Genomic DNA, 15,728 nt, shown 5'->3' on the forward strand with positions numbered 1-15,728 from the left:
ACGATTATAGCGGGTTATGGCTATATTAATCTAAGCGGTGAAAATTTTTCAATATCAAATTCATAGCGTTAATTTACACTAACTTATCATTTTTTAAGGCACACGGTCATTATGGATTACTCAAACTTCGGCACTAAATTTACTCAACCTAATGGTATTACACAGTTAATGGAAGATTTAGGCGATGCTAAAAACAGTAACAATCCAAATATTATTATGCTCGGTGGTGGTAATCCGGCCTTAGTGCCTGAGGTTAATGATATTTTTATCAATGAGTTACAAAAGCTTGTTGTGAATAATACACTTTCCAACGTATTTGGACTTTACGATGGCCCTGCGGGTAATGATGCATTTCGTGCAGTTCTGGCCAAGCAACTAAAAAGTGAATACTCATGGGATTTAACCGCAAATAATATAGCGCTTGGTAATGGCAGCCAAGCCAATTTTTTTGTATTATTTAATCTGTTAGCTGGCAGTATGCCTGATGGCAGCCATAAAAAGGTTTTATTTCCGCTGGCACCTGAATATGTAGGCTATGCAGATCAGGGCTTAACTGACGATATGTTTGTAGCAATAAAGCCCGATATCGAAATTTTAAATACTGAAAGTGGCTCAAACCAATTTAAATATATCATTGACTTTAAAGCTGTTGAGCAAGTATTAGTAAGCGACAGCAGCATTAGCGCACTGTGTGTGTCTCGCCCTACTAACCCTACAGGCAATGTCATTACTGATGAAGAAGTACATCATCTCGATTTATTGGCTAAGCAATATAATATCCCACTGATCATTGATAACGCCTACGGCGACCCATTCCCTGGGTGTATTTATACCGATGCAAACTTAACCTGGAACTCAAACATTATTTTATGTATGTCGCTTTCAAAGCTTGGCCTACCGGGTTTGCGAACCGGTATTGTAGTGGCTAACAATGACATAATTAAAGCCATTGGCCGTGTAAATGGCAGTATGGTTTTATCGCCTAACAGTTTTGGCCCAAGTTTAGTAACACGTTTAATTAATGAAGATGAACTCCTCCCGCTGTGTAAAAATTCAGTGCTACCTTTTTATCGAGAAAAAGCACAAACAGCAATGAACTTGTTTGATGAAATATTTGCCCACCTCCCCGTTTACTTACACAAAGTAGAAGGCTCATTTTTTATGTGGCTGTGGTTTAAAGAGGCAAAAATAACCAGCGAACAACTTTACCAAAAGCTCAAAGAGCAGGATGTTTATATTATTCCCGGGCATAATTTCTTTATTGGTATTGATGATGCTTGGGCACACAAACACCAGTGCATTCGCATTAATTATGCAACCGATGCCAGCACTTTGCGAAAAGGCTTAGAGGCTATTAAAGCCGTGATGGCATGAATGGAGTGATATTGTGTGGGGCATTCAAACTCTTTGCGTGAATACAGTGCGTGCAAAGCGTTTATAGTGCCTATAGTTATTGGCATAAACCTGTGAACAATTTAAGGTTATTCAGTCATTCTCGAGGTCGTTAAATAAGCCCTAAACAGAGGTAAGCGGTTATTACTGTTATTTATTGATTGTATTAATTTTGTGCAAACGCGCCACACCCCCTTTAAATTTATATATAAGTTGGTATGCTACGCGACCTTTTTTAACATATGATTATCATCAAAAAAGGGTTTGCCAAGGGGCGGCTAACGCTGCAAGGCACTTAAAATAAGTGGCAGCAATAATACAGGCATCGCGTTATAAAACGCTAGATGTAACTTTAAATAGCAATATGCAAAAGTACTATTAAGGTCAATTATGCGATTAGGACCAGGACTACTCGTCACCGCTGCCTTCATTGGACCAGGGACTATTACGACTGCCAGCGTGGCAGGTGCAAACTTTGGTTTTGCACTAATATGGACATTACTGTTTTCAGTAATTGCCACCATATTATTACAATCTATGGCGGCGCGCCTTGGCGTAGCCACCGGGCAAGATTTAGCGCAAGCGCTAAGAGCCCACATTGAAACGCCCCTATTTAAATCGCTCGCTATATTTTTAGTGATCAGCGCCATTGGAGTAGGCAGTGCCGCCTATGAAGCTGGCAACCTTAGCGGTGCCAGTATGGGATTAATTGAAATATTTCCTCATGTTAATGCCCAGCTTTGGACGCCACTCATTGCATTTTTAAGTGCGGTGTTACTTTACAGCGGTAAACACAAAGTCGTTGAAAATGCGCTTATTTTATTAGTGATTTTAATGAGCCTAGTGTTTATCTCTACGTTAGTTATGGCTGCCCCCTCGCTGAGTGATGTGTTAGCAGGGTTTATTCCAACTATGCCTGAGGGTTCAATTACCACCGTATTGGCATTAGTGGGCACCACCATAGTGCCGTATAACTTATTTTTACACTCAGGTGTTTTAGCTGCAAGGCACGACAGCAAAAGTGATAAGCAAAAAGTCATCAAGCAAACTAATGTAGACACTGGCGTATCTATCACCTTAGGTGGCGTGATCACGCTGGCTATTTTATCAACCGCGTCAGTGGCATTTTATGGCACAGATGCAGGGCAAATTAGTGCTGCCAACATGGCGGTACAACTTGAGCCATTACTTGGCGATGCTGCCCATTACTTTTTTGCTATTGGCTTATTTGCAGCAGGTTTAACCAGCGCAATTACAGCCCCCCTTGCCGGTGCGTATGCAGTATGTGGCATGTTAGGTTGGTCAAATAAAATGGATAACACTCGCTTTAAAAGTGTCGCGATTATTATTTTATTATTTGGTGCGGCGGTGGCGTCTCTGGGTTTTGACCCTGTTGCCGTGATAATTTTTGCCCAAGCCGCTAATGGCTTATTACTGCCTATTGTAACCACCTACCTAGTGTGGCTGGTTAACCAAAAAACAGTAATGGGCAAATACACCAACTCAATGCTGGTAAACTTACTTACTTTACCGGTGTTAGTGCTTATTTTTGGCCTAAGTGGTTACAAGCTTTTTAGTTTGATTTTTTGATACGTTTGCGAGTCTTTCAACCTTGTTAACTGCTCATTTTTTCAATGCTATACATCACCCACATTGCGAGTACTGCGATGAAGTTAATTGTAAAAACACTTCCTCGCAGCCTGATGTTTGAAGTGAATATTTGAACACCACTGTGCAACACTCGCCCAGCGATAAAGACCCAAGCCAGCAAATAATAAGCTGAACTAATTGTTGAATCAGTAGAAATTAAAAGCACACAAACCAGATGAAAAAATACCGGCCACTCGAATTGGTTGCTCAAATTAGCGCTGAGTTTTGGCTGTATAGATTGAAATGGATTAGAGCCATCCGCTCTTTTACCAAGCCCCCATACACTTGGGGCTCTGGCAATAGTGAGCAAACCATATAGCACAACACACAAAATCACGTGTGCGAACATGGGCAAAAATATAGTATTCATTTCACACTGAGTCCTTTAAAGTAATCTAACCTTCGCTAAAACAAGCTTCTTCAACATAGAATAAAAACAGTCAATTGTACGCTATTGTCAATTACTAGGCTTAAGAGAGTAGCTGTTATACGGCGACTATTACTGAGCCTATACTATCGGCAAAACCACCCACCTTTACGCTGTTTATTATTGAATTGTTAGACTCAACAGATGCTGTAATTATTGAATGGCAATTCATAGCCCTACCTTGTTCAAAAACATATTCACTCCCTAACTCAGCAAGATGCTCGGTAAGGTAACATGCTAAAGCCCCGCAAGAGCTTCCTGTTGCTGACTCTTCAGAAATACCAAACAAAGGAGCAAAATTACGGCAGCTGGCTGTATGTTTACTTTGCACTTCACAAAGCTCAAAAACATGAAAGCCAACAAGGTTATGCTGTTTGCAAAAATCAGCGATACGTTCATCGTTTGGCTCTATTGCATCTAAATATCCATGAGGAACAGCAATAATGACATCGGCTAGTCCTGTTGAAATAGCTTCAATAGGTAAGTTTGTGCTTTCAAGTATATTACTTTCAATACCTATCACATGGGCAATTTCTTGATATGAAAAACCAGCTATTTTTTCAGGTAATTGCTGCTCCATGACAACCTTACCATTTGGTTCAATACTCACTGATAACATGCCAGCCTTGGTGCGCTGAACATAAGTGCCCGCAGTAAGCATACCTTCTTGGAACATAGTAGAAAAAGTAGCTAACGTAGCATGGCCACAAAAATCAACTTCTGCTGTTGTAGTAAAAAAAGACACCTCAAAATCAGCTTCATCATCACTAGCAACAAAAGCCGTTTCTGAATACCCGACAACTTGAGCAATTTTTAATTTTTGAGCATCTGTGAACCTGTCAGCATTAAAAACAACGCCAGCAGGGTTGCCACCTTTACCATTTACTGTAAACGCGTTTACCAAAGCAACTTCAATATCCACATGTACCAACTCCCTCTATAACGAGCCTTAAGAGTGACTCGTTTTATTTATCTTTTAATTCATCAACCATAACCGAGTTGCTATTTTGATTCAATGGTTTAGTGGTTTGATTCCTGATTGAGAGTAATCATTTTTTAGGACTGTTGCGAGAGCCAAATAACAGAACCTTAAGACAATTACTGTCAGAGTAGTCGGTTTTATTAATTGCCTTATAGGGTGTTCAATTTCCTGTGTTACCTTTTACTTGCTCTAAATTTTTTACAGCAACATTAAGAGTGGTAACTTCGTTCTCAACTGGTTCTTCAAAATACTGGGTAACATAGTAAAACACTTCCTCATTATCAAAAGCTGCCCTTGAAGGTTGTTCAATTCTTCTTTTCGCCAGCTGTTTCAGGCACAATTCATTGCTTATTTTTAAGTAAATGAGCTCTGTTTCTGAGTTTACTTCTTCGCATAAACAATTAAACCATTTCCGTTGTTTCTTCGTATTAGCGGGGAAACCCATAACCACATTAGTACCAGTTTTTAATATATTTTGAACATGACTTTTTATTAAGGGCCTTAATTGAGCAGCAAATTTAATATAGTCATCAAAAGAATTGATTTGGTTCGGATAAAGCGTAGATAACCATTCATCCTCAGAAATAAGCACCGTATTACGCTCCACTGAGACTTTTTAGATTCAGTGGATTTGCATGCGCCCATTTTACCGCAAAAATAGATCCGCTTAGCTTGATGCGACATGAATACTCCTTAGCGTGCATAGTTCTTTGTTAAATAGTTTTTGTTAATTTACACCTTACTATTGTTGCTTTAGCCATGTTTTACTTTTTTAATAAACCGATCACATAAATAATGATATAAATCGCATACAGCGATAACTTTTCTATCCTCGTGGGTTGATAGACCGTTCATGCCTTCGATAAAACATACCTATATTTCCATTCGTAATAAGCAAAAAAACTTACAAATATACCTTCTAAACATATGAACAATAAACCAATATAACTTGCTGTTTTGGCGTAATATAAAACAACCGCGATACATACAAACACCCAAACAGTGTTTGCAATTGCTAGGATAGAGATAAACACAGCGCTTTTAACGTTTGAAAGCGCAATTGTGAGAGCATAAATACCATAACAAACATTCGCTGTTGCTAGAAAAATAATGATTATATTAAGTAATCTATATAGGCTAACCACCCAATCCTGCAGCAGAAACAATAGCAGACCAACAACTAATCCAGCACTTACGTCGAGATGTAATATAGTTAAATTTTTATTGAACTTCATCCGTGGTACCTGACGAGTCTGTAGGTTAACTCGTTTTTAGCTTTTTGTGATGATGACTCAACATTAGCTTAGCTCCTATTTTGGTTCAATTTTATTGTGGGATTTTCAGACATCATAAATGCTATTTGCAGCTTTCCTATCATCATTATTGATGCAAAAGACGGTGCTGAAAATTTCTATGAAAAATACGGCTTCACTTCATTTAAAGACGCAGATAACAAATTATTTATCATCATGGCAGACATCAGAGCAAGTATTGGTGAGTTGATTTATAAATGGCCAACATTGCATGGGCGGTCAAAAAAACACACTACCGAAAAAGATAATTAATGCTCTGATGTGTTATGTGTTTTTATACTTTATTTACAGTAATTAAAACACCTTCGCTAATACTAAAACCATAGCCCCACCCATAGCTTGACCTATCTGAATTAGAGTAATCAGATTTATAACTGCCTGAATTTATATTGCTAATAGAAACAAATTCGAAGCCATCAGCTTCAAGTTTACATATTGACTTAGAAATATCGTCAGCAAGCCTTTCACCGTCGATTTCACAATCTGACCACCCTTTTTGTTCAAACCCTTTAGGAACTTCAAGCATGGTGCCTGTTTGGGTAGAGCCAAATACTGTTTTTAAGAGCCCTGGCTTCCCGTAAAGAGGTCTAAAGTGAGCCTTTACAAATACAACTTTACTTTTCATTTTACTAGTGACTCCTAATTTAACTCCCCCCTCATGCAACAAGAAGGGCTAACAAATAATACTCTTAATTAGCTGGTTCCATTCATTAGTAAATTTTATTTATGACTGACGACTACCTTTAGCTTAATCTTCCCCATTCTGGTAGTTTATAACACCACAAAACGGCGGTTAATAGTGCTATACAACAAAGCGAATTGGTGATGTATAAAACCTATGCACAAAACATCGCAATCTTATAAGCTAAAGCACGTCCTACATGTAAATACACAATCACGGCTAAAGCCTGTTCCTACTAGATAAATTAAGCACTGAACTAGTCTCTAAACTCATTAACTTTACTATTGCTAACTAACGGAACCAATCACAGCTAAAGCGAGTTCCGACATGGTAAATTTAACGCCGAGCTAAACTTAAAACTTACCGTTTACAGCTTACAACTCCACCAACCTCTCATACAATCCTGATGCCCTGCTGACTGATTTATTCATTGCCATTAACAACACTTTTTTATCAGCCACCAGCTCGAAAGTGTTTTTAGCGCGGGTAATGCCGGTGTAGACTAACTGGCGGTTGATGCCGGCAGTTGCTTGGTTTTGTGGTGGCAGTACCATAGCCGTATAGGCAAACTCGGAGCCTTGTGATTTATGAATAGTCATTACATAAACAGTGTCATGGGCTGGTAGTCTGGCTGGTGAAAATGCCCGTTGATTGCCCTGCTCGTCAATAAATATGGCTTTGAGCTGGGCACTGTCGTCGTGCATTAAAATCCCAATATCTCCATTAAATAGTTTTAGCTGATAATCGTTTTGCGCAATCATAATCGGCATGCCCAAATAATGCCGCTGATTTGAGTTTACATTAATCAATCCTTGCTGGCTTAATTGCGTTTCAATGCGTTTATTTAAACTATGAACGCCATAATCCCCTTCGCGAACTGCGGCTAACAACTGGTAACTGGCAAAAGCTTTATGTATGTCTTGTACGCTCGCGTGTTGTTTAATTAAATTAAGATACTGAGCGTATTTACTGGCGGCGCTTTGTACTAGTTTATCAATCGGTTTACTTACAATGTCATAGTCTAAAATAACGTCTTTAAATTGGCCGCTGCTCAGCTCTTGCTCTACATAATTGAGCTTGCCGCTGTTATTGGTATTAACCGCTAATGCTAATTGCCCTATGCCGCTGTCGGCTGTGAAACGGTAACTGTGCTGTAAAAATGCAATACAGTCGGCCAGTTTGAATTGACTATTACCTGCGACCAATTTGCGCTGGTTATTAAAGCATAAGCTGTTTAGTTCAGCGCAACGCGCCTCTGAATAACTTGGTGTTTGGCCAAGCACTAAACCTTGGCATAAATCGCTCATTACACTGCCGGTATCAACCGAGGCAAGCTGGTCTTTGTCACCGAGTAATATAAGTCGCGCATGCTCTGGTAAGGCCTCAATTAGTTTAGCCATCAGCGATAAATCAACCATCGACGCTTCATCAATGATCAATACATCTAAATGCAATGGATTACTGCGGTTATGCCTAAACTTATTAGTAAACGGTTTTACCCCCAGTAACCGGTGAATCGTTTGCGCGCTTTCTGGGATCAGCGGCGTAATAGCAGCGCTTATTTTATCTTTTAACTGTTGTTTTGCCCCAAGGATTGATTCACTTAATCGCGCAGCGGCTTTGCCTGTCGGTGCCACCAACTTAATACTCAGTGGGGCATTTTGATAAAGCGATTGTAAAATTGCTAGTAGCTTAGTCACGGTCGTGGTTTTACCTGTTCCTGGGCCACCGGTAATAACGCTAAAGCCTTTGGTTGCTGCCATCGCACAGGCGACCTTTTGCCAATCGAGCCCTTGCTCTGGTGCATCTTGTTCGGGGAAATAGTCACAAAGTAACTGAGTTAACTTATCGCTATCAATATCGAGCTTACGCTCACTCATTAACAACAATCGTGATGCCAGTGTTTGCTCATAACCGCTTAGACGTGCAAAATAAAGTCGTTGTTCAAGTAACTGTAACGGTTTAGTCTCCCCGACACTAGGATGGTTTTGCAAGCAATTAATTGCCTCTGCGGTGGTAAATGTGTCGCTAAACGGGCTGAGTGTGTCAGGAATTATGCCCGCTAGTTTGGTAAAATCACTTTGGCGTAAATTAAACGGATTACGCCAATCTACCTGCGCTAAATCTAAACAGCTGTGCTGACTTTGCTGCGATAAACAGAGTAATAAAAGCAGTGAATAAACGTCGTTTGGTTGTTGAGTTTGCTCACTGCTACACAGTAATTCTGCCAGTTTTATATCAACCATTCGTAGCCGGTTTTCGCTAAGTAGGTAATCAAATAATGGCACTATTTGTACGTCGTTCGTCGCTGCTGTTGCAATGGCTGTATTGGTATCTAACACGCTCATAGCATTGCTCCTTGGCTATTTTCGGTTGCCTCATCTATGCTTTGGGCAACACTGCCTTGACTAAAAAGCCCATCTAAAATAATAACTTGCTCGGCGGTCAACTTTTTAAAGTACACACCTTTTCCATCTGCCATACCACGTAAAAAGGTGTAATATACGCCACCTAAATGCTGCTCAATGCTGTAATTGTTGATCCGTTGTTTTAATAACCGATGCAATGCCACGGTGTAAATTAGATACTGTAAATGGTACTGGTGGCTACTCATAGCTTGCTCTAAATGCTCTTGCTCATAATCAGTTGGCTGATTGCCTAAAAAGTTAGACTTATAATCCAAAATAAAATACTGCTCGTTATGACAAAATATTAAATCGACAAACCCTTTTAATAAGCCTTTTACATCATAAAAATCGAGTCTACTTTGATTAAAACCAAAGTGCTTAATCAATGTTTCATTCAAGCCTTTTGCCGTTAAACTGGTAATTGGCAGATTAAACTCCATTTCAACCAAACAATCCCGTGGCGTTAATTTACTTAAACTTAAACCGTTTTCATTCAATGGGCAGTTTAACGCGGCAAGCACCCATTGCTCAGTTGTTTCTTGCCATTGGTCACTAATATGGTATTTGTTCAAGCTACGCTCAACTACCACGCTTAGGTTTTGCTCATGGTTTGTGGGGTGCTGCTCTGGGCTGGTGAAATCCAGTTGCTCAAAAATCTCGTGTAAACAACTACCCGGTTTTGCCCCCTTGGGAAAGCTATAAGGTGAGCGAATATCGTCTTGTTGCGTGGCAAACTCATCTTTTTGATGATCTTCGTCGCTGCGCCCAGGTTCTAAATGCTCGCTATGACTTTTAAAACTCAGCGCACTAAAACTGGTTGTGCGCCAATCACGTTCAATTTTAACTTTAACCTTATTAACACTCACACTGTGACTTTGTGTTTGGCTTGATTGCAGTGATAATGCACCCTGCTGAAATAACTCTTCGCTAGTAAACTGTTGATAGCTCATGGCTGGTTTGTCTGCACAAAACTCTTGTAAATGCGTGCGCCACACTAAACTACTGGTGATATCAAGTCCTGCAAATAATACATGCCCTAAGGAGCTACTTTGAATTGCCAACCGACTACTTTGTCCTTGGCCTAGGTTATACATACCAATTGCGCAGTAATGAACGGCGCGAGTGAGTGCAACATACAATAACCGTAAATCTTCAGCTAGGCGTTCTTGCTCCGCTTTTTGTAACGCATCGTCATTTTTACTGAGATCGTAAATCAGCTGGCCATCTTGATGATACAACGCATCTTTCGTTTCACGATACCCGCTGGCAAATGGCATAAATACCAGCGGGTATTCAAGCCCTTTTGAAGCATGCATAGTGACTATTTTTACCAAATTGGCATCACTCTCAAGGCGTACTTGCACGGTTTCACCATCTTGTTGACTTACTTGCTGCGCAAACCAACGTAATAACCGTAAAGTACCCTCTAGCTCGATTTGTTTTTGCTGTAGGATCTCGCCTAAATGACGAAAATCGGTCAGCCAACGTTCAACGTTGTAACCCAACCCTTGCCATTTCGCGCTTAATTGATTGTGACTGAGTAAGTGCTCAAGCATTGCCATAGCACCTTGTTTGTACCAAATAGAGCTCAGGTAAGCAAAAAAGTTAAGATGCTCTTGCCACTGTGCTTCATCATCAGCCAAGGCATAAATGTCATTATAACTTAAGCAAAATAGTGGCCCAGCTAACACGCCGCGCAACAGTGATTCGTTGTATTGGCCATGTAAAGCCGATAAAAAATTAAGTAAATGATGGCTCAGCTCTTGGCTAAATACACTCTCACGGGATAAGTACACGCTCGCAATTTTGGCATCACTGAGGGCTTTTTTCATAATTTGCGCTTCAACCCGATCACGCACCAAAATACAAATATCTGCCGCCGTGACTGGCTTATTCGCAATACACGCACGCCCTTGCTGTGCTTGCTCAAGTAAGGTCACTATTTTATTGGCAAAATAGCTAGCTAAATGTTGCTGGCCAATGCCTTTATTAGTTGGTTTATTTTTTTCATCTGCGGCGCTATCTGCAAACACACAAAACTCAAAGGCGGTGGCAGGTTGGCCATCAATTAAAAACGATTTATCGGCTTTTTTACCTTGTGCCGCCACGCGATTAAACGGGATCGCATCGTTATAAATAAAGCTGTTATCGTGTTTACTAAACAGTGCATTGACGCTTGCAACCACATCGCTACTGGAACGAAAGTTAGTACCAAGGGTAAATTGCTGCTCCTTTGCCACTTCGTGTTTAGCACCAATGTACGTAAAAATATCCGCGCCCCTAAAACCGTAAATAGCTTGTTTAGGGTCGCCTATCATGGCAAGCGTGGTGTTTTCTTGGCTATAAATTTTACTAAAAATACCGTACTGAATGGGATCAGTATCTTGAAACTCATCAATCATCGCTACCGGGAACAACTGCGCTATTTTTTCTGCCAGTGCTGCGCCTTGCTCTGTATTGAGTGCACTGTGCAAATTAGTTAATAAATCATCAGGAGTTATAACGCTTTGCTCTTGCTTGCGTTTTACAATGGCTTGTTTAACCCAACTTGCCGCATGTTGCACAATAGCGATTGCCAAGCCTTGATTAACGGTGTTAACAAGCTTCGCCATTTCATCAAACTGGCTAAGCATTACATGACTAAACAAAGGCTGATTTTTTTTATAATTAGCTTCGTCACTGAGGTTTTCAGTACTCCATATTTCATAAGAGTACTTGTTTGTACCAAACTCAAAAAACAGCTCATCACCTTTACAAAATGCCTCAAGCGCTGCAAGGCTACCTTTACGTGCAGGTGTTTTGGCACCACTTAAGCCAGAGCTTTTTACAGCTGCAATAAATTCGCTATCAAGGCAGGCTTTTTTAAAGCTCGCGACTTTACCAAGATATAGCTCGCGTGCTTGCCACACATCATCTAGTTTTATTTGCGGAGTAACCAGCGCATTGCCTTTATTAAGTATGTTCGCCACTTTACTAAATAACGCTTCAGGGGCAGCAAATACCTCTAAAATTGCATCAGTTTTTTCTTTATTGAGTGGATATACAAACACTCGCCAAAAATCTTTAATGGTTTCAAGCAAGATCTCTCGTTGATCTAAAATAAACTCCAAATTAAACGCCACACCAGACTCAAACGCATGCTGTTTTAACATTCGTTGGCAAAAACCATGAATGGTGAATATTGCTGCTTCATCCATCGATTTAGCGGCGGCATCGAGCAAATCAAATGCACGGTGTTTATCATCGATTGTGGCGATCACAGCATTGATCAGCTCATCCTCTGTTGCTTGGCCAAGCAGTGCATCACGTGCTGCTATAATACGAGTGCGCACACGGTCTTTAATTTCTTGGGTGGCGGCATCGGTAAAGGTAACGACCAATATTTGTTCAACACTCAACGGAGTATTTACGGGCGATGAGTGTTGTTGCGCGATTTGCATGCCGAGTAAATAACGTAAATATAAACCTGTAATAGTATAAGTTTTACCGGTGCCTGCACTGGCTTCAATGAGACTTTGCCCAATAAGCGGCATCGTAAGTGGATTAAGCGCTTGCATGGTCACTCTCCTTTGCATGTGCAAATAACGGCGCAAGTAGCATATCGCTCCAGCGTATAAATTCCTCTTGGCACTCATTCAACGATTGCGTTGTTAAGCGAATATAGGGGTTCTCGCCCTCGCCTCGGCCAATATATTGTGGGCTAAATTTGCTCATTGCTTTGCCAATATCGCCACCACTTTTTACGTACTCATAGCCACTCACAGGAAAAAACGCCACTGGTTCTTTAAGTAGCGCATTATATAAAGTAAACCAATCTTGCAACAGTGCTTGGGCATCTGCTTTATCCAAAGCTGCAAAAGTGATTTGTTTATCAAGCCCAAGTAATACAGTTTCTACATGTTGATCCACGCACTGCGCAACAAGGTGATATATAAAGCCCTTGATGAGATCTTTTGCCTTGATACTGGCACTGCGATAAAACACTTGTTTGTGCTGATAAAGATGATTTAACCAGCCTTCAAGCTCAGTACTGTTGTTATCACTGTGAAGTGTTAGCGCAACTTCAATCGGTTCATTTTTGCCGCCCTTGATGTGCTCTTTAACTTGCCCTGCCAGTGCATCAACCCGGTGCTGCATTTTCTCAAAGATCAAATCTCCAACATGCGCCTGCGGTAACTCGCCTCGTTGCAGTATTTGCTCACGACTAAGGGGCTGCTCAAAAATAGCCGCTTCGAGTATTTCGTCGAGATAAAAATAACGGTGCAGTGCGTCTAAACTAAATGGCTCTTCATCTTTAGCTACTTCGTTAAATTGTGCTAAACGCAACCCTAAACTTTGCTGATAAAAACTCTCTTGTGCATTGCATACGCTGCGGATAAACATATCCAGCTCAAGATGTTCAGGTGCGCTGACCTCAAGCGCCGTCAGTGGCTCTGGGATTATCGCCTGAGCGGGTAACCAAATTGGATTATAACTGTGATTGGATTGCAGCGTATTAGTGGTATCTGCCTGATAATTTAGGCTATTAAAAGGCTGTAAATGCTGTTTATTGATCAAACACTCAGGCAAGGTTTGCTCACTTGGCTCAGCAAATTTGAAACTGCGGCCAATGTATTCTAGTAATTCACTCACTAAGGTTGATGGCATACGCGGTTGATTATCAAAACATGAACGGCCAATATAACTCATGTATAAGTTATCACGGGCACTGAGCAGCGCTTCTAAAAATAAGTAACGGTCATCTAATTTGCGCGATCGGTCACCTTTTTGCTTTTTCGAATAAGGCACTAAATCAAAACCAATCGGCTGCACCGTTCGTGGGTAATCGGCATCGTTAAGCCCTAACATACACACCACTTTAAATGGCACAGCACGCATTGGCATTAGCGTACAAAAGTTCACTTGGCCGACTAAAAAGCGTTGCCCTACACCTTTTTCTTGAATGCCTTGTTTAATTAAATAACTCACAATACGCTGCGACACTACTTGCGTGTAATCGCCATTATCATGGTGCTTTTGCAGCTCTTCGAGCACCTTTTGCAGTACCAGTAAATCCCAGCTATCGTCGCTTTCGCTCTCGTAAATAGCCGTTAATAGTTCACTCAGGATAAGGGTTTTATTAGTTAGCGTGTCGTCTGGGGTGAGCCTGTGTTTAAAGTGTTGCAATACATCAATAAAATGCACTAATTTATTGAGTGTATCAAGTGCCATCCCTTCCACTTCATCAGCGCTATATATGCCATTAAACGGGCATTGTTCATCACGTTGGGCAATACCTAACAATAAGCGGTTTAAGCCATGTTGCCAGGTATTTAATTCTATCGCAGGTAAATCAAAGCTATGCTTATGCTCGGCGTTTATTCCCCACTTGACGCCAACACGCTCAAGCCAATATTGAATTTGCTCATATTCGTGCGCTTCAACACTAAACTTTTCAGCTATTTGCGTCACTTGCAGTAAATCAAGGATATCTGACACACCAAAGCGCGAAAACGGCAGATCAGCTAAGCTTGCAAACGAACTCAGTACCGGTTTTTCTTGCTCAATGGCTAGATCGGCTAACGCATAGGGAATAAAACGGTTACCCTGCGCACCACCAAATACCGCTTCGATGTAAGGGCTATAAGTGCCAACATCCGGCATCATTACTATAATATCTTTTGGGGTGAGTGCGGGGTTTTGATTAAATAAATTAAGTAAGTAATCGTGCAAACGCTCAACTTCTCTAAGTGGAGTATGGCAATCACTTAGAGCAATGCTGGTATCGGTAGCGCTTATTGCAAGCTTACCTTCATCGTTTATAAACCATTCTTTATTGTCAGTAAGGGATTCACCTTTAAACGCTAACTGGTAAATTTCGCTTTGAATTTGACCAAGTAAACTGTCGTCAAACACATCAATAAAGCCATCAATCCAGCTTGCGTCACGCTGTACCAGTTGTTCAAAGTAATCACGGCCTAATTTACCCCACGATGATAACAACGGATTACCAATAAAATAGTAATCTTGATCTGGCTCACTTTGCTTTTTTTGCTGCGCTTCCAGCAATGGCATTTTGGCGTATTTAGCCGTTATTTTAGCTGCCGTTTTTTCATCAATTAAATCCCCCCAATAATGTTCGCTGGGATTAAAAAAGAATAAAAATACCTCGGTTTTTTTACTCAATGCATCAAACACATCAAGTTGCGAACTGGCAATGGCTGAAATACCAAATAAACTGATCCGCTTTGGTAATAAGCTACTGTCCATTTTATCAAGCGCGGCTAATAACTGCCCTTGCATATTGGCGCGATGAAACTGACTTTGCCCAAGCACTTGACTATGCGCTACTATTTTTCGCCACAGATCAGGCTGCCACGGCGCGATACTAATATCTACATCATCTAATTTATCAGTGCCGCTGTCCCATGTGGCTATCCAGTGCGGACGGTACATTAAATATTGGTCATATACATCGGCTATTTTTTCACATAAAGCAAAGGTTTTTTGACCGTCTGTGTCACCTGCTAAGTAGGTTTTAAGGGGTAAATATAACGGTTCATCAATGCAGTTTGGTAAAATAGCAAATAATTTCCAAGCAAGATTAGGTTTATTAAACGCCGACTCTTTGGGTACATTCGGTAATAGCTGCTGGTATAACTGCCAAATGAAACTCGATGGCAATGGAAAATCTACCTGTGCTGCCACCCCCAAACTTTCACTTAAACCAATTTTCAGCCACTGCGACATACCCGGAGATTGCACCAACACCACTTCTTTATCAAACGGGCTGCTTAATGGGTTTACTTTTAAAAGCTGATGAAACTGCGCTTGCAGGGCTTCCATACGGTTAGATTGAATAATATTGAGCATAGCGACACTGTTCTTGCTTGAG

10 protein-coding genes and 1 pseudogene are annotated in these 15,728 nt (G+C 40.8%); 3 read left to right on the forward strand and 8 right to left on the reverse strand.

The genetic code is table 11. The features are described from left to right. The first annotated feature begins 111 nt into the window (after nucleotides 1-111). On the forward strand, nucleotides 112-1,374 hold the full coding sequence (locus tag H5182_RS01030; protein WP_182759347.1) for a valine--pyruvate transaminase: 1,263 nt from the start codon (nucleotides 112-114) through the stop codon (nucleotides 1,372-1,374). A 408-nt stretch (nucleotides 1,375-1,782) separates the two neighbouring features. Continuing rightward, the gene (locus H5182_RS01035; protein WP_182759348.1) at nucleotides 1,783-2,982 is read left to right on the forward strand and encodes an Nramp family divalent metal transporter; all 1,200 of its coding nucleotides are present in this window, start codon (nucleotides 1,783-1,785) and stop codon (nucleotides 2,980-2,982) included. Nucleotides 2,983-3,007: 25 nt separating this feature from the next. On the opposite strand, the gene H5182_RS01040 is transcribed toward H5182_RS01035, so the two are convergent. From H5182_RS01040 to H5182_RS01055, 4 genes are all read right to left on the reverse strand, one after another. Then, nucleotides 3,008-3,412: an MAPEG family protein gene (locus H5182_RS01040; protein WP_145233112.1), complete on the reverse strand. Its 405-nt coding sequence runs from the start codon at nucleotides 3,410-3,412 to the stop codon at nucleotides 3,008-3,010. Nucleotides 3,413-3,527: 115 nt separating this feature from the next. Next, entirely contained in the window at nucleotides 3,528-4,391 is an 864-nt protein-coding gene (locus H5182_RS01045) for a PhzF family phenazine biosynthesis protein (protein WP_182759349.1), read from the reverse strand. Nucleotides 4,392-4,611: 220 nt separating this feature from the next. Then, entirely contained in the window at nucleotides 4,612-5,043 is a 432-nt protein-coding gene (locus H5182_RS01050; protein WP_310741238.1) for an AAA family ATPase, read from the reverse strand. A 259-nt stretch (nucleotides 5,044-5,302) separates the two neighbouring features. Beyond that, a complete protein-coding gene (locus H5182_RS01055; protein WP_182759350.1) occupies nucleotides 5,303-5,686 on the reverse strand; it encodes a hypothetical protein in 384 nt (127 codons plus the stop codon). Between the two features lie 129 nt (nucleotides 5,687-5,815). Between H5182_RS01055 and H5182_RS22225 the strand changes: the two are divergent. Next, nucleotides 5,816-5,947: pseudogene (locus H5182_RS22225) on the forward strand (GNAT family N-acetyltransferase); the annotation flags it as partial. 91 nt (nucleotides 5,948-6,038) lie between these two features. Here H5182_RS22225 and H5182_RS01065 read toward each other — a convergent pair. From H5182_RS01065 to recC, 4 genes are all read right to left on the reverse strand, one after another. Continuing rightward, nucleotides 6,039-6,389 (reverse strand): hypothetical protein, encoded by a 351-nt coding sequence (locus H5182_RS01065; protein WP_182759351.1) that lies wholly within the window; start codon nucleotides 6,387-6,389, stop codon nucleotides 6,039-6,041. Between the two features lie 431 nt (nucleotides 6,390-6,820). Then, complete coding sequence (gene recD, locus H5182_RS01070; protein ID WP_182734284.1) at nucleotides 6,821-8,794, reverse strand: exodeoxyribonuclease V subunit alpha; 1,974 nt, start codon at nucleotides 8,792-8,794, stop codon at nucleotides 6,821-6,823. After that, nucleotides 8,791-12,411, reverse strand: a complete 3,621-nt coding sequence (recB, locus tag H5182_RS01075; protein ID WP_182759352.1) for an exodeoxyribonuclease V subunit beta — start codon at nucleotides 12,409-12,411, stop codon at nucleotides 8,791-8,793. The genes recD and recB overlap by 4 nt, the downstream gene beginning before the upstream one ends. Beyond that, nucleotides 12,398-15,706 (reverse strand): exodeoxyribonuclease V subunit gamma, encoded by a 3,309-nt coding sequence (gene recC, locus H5182_RS01080; RefSeq protein WP_182759353.1) that lies wholly within the window; start codon nucleotides 15,704-15,706, stop codon nucleotides 12,398-12,400. Before recC ends, recB begins: the two co-directional genes overlap by 14 nt. Nucleotides 15,707-15,728 lie beyond the last annotated feature (22 nt).

The organism is Pseudoalteromonas sp. SG44-17 (genome assembly GCF_014164235.1).
Lineage (GTDB): Bacteria > Pseudomonadota > Gammaproteobacteria > Enterobacterales > Alteromonadaceae > Pseudoalteromonas > Pseudoalteromonas rhizosphaerae.

Coding starts and splice junctions, on each gene's coding strand:
- H5182_RS01030 (WP_182759347.1), top strand. CDS start 112: ATGGATTACTCAAACTTCGGCACTAAATTTACTCAACCTAATGGTATT.
- H5182_RS01035 (WP_182759348.1), top strand. CDS start 1,783: ATGCGATTAGGACCAGGACTACTCGTCACCGCTGCCTTCATTGGACCA.
- H5182_RS01040 (WP_145233112.1), bottom strand. CDS start 3,412: ATGAATACTATATTTTTGCCCATGTTCGCACACGTGATTTTGTGTGTT.
- H5182_RS01055 (WP_182759350.1), bottom strand. CDS start 5,686: ATGAAGTTCAATAAAAATTTAACTATATTACATCTCGACGTAAGTGCT.
- H5182_RS01065 (WP_182759351.1), bottom strand. CDS start 6,389: ATGAAAAGTAAAGTTGTATTTGTAAAGGCTCACTTTAGACCTCTTTAC.
- recD (WP_182734284.1), bottom strand. CDS start 8,794: ATGAGCGTGTTAGATACCAATACAGCCATTGCAACAGCAGCGACGAAC.
- recB (WP_182759352.1), bottom strand. CDS start 12,411: ATGCAAGCGCTTAATCCACTTACGATGCCGCTTATTGGGCAAAGTCTC.
- recC (WP_182759353.1), bottom strand. CDS start 15,706: ATGCTCAATATTATTCAATCTAACCGTATGGAAGCCCTGCAAGCGCAG.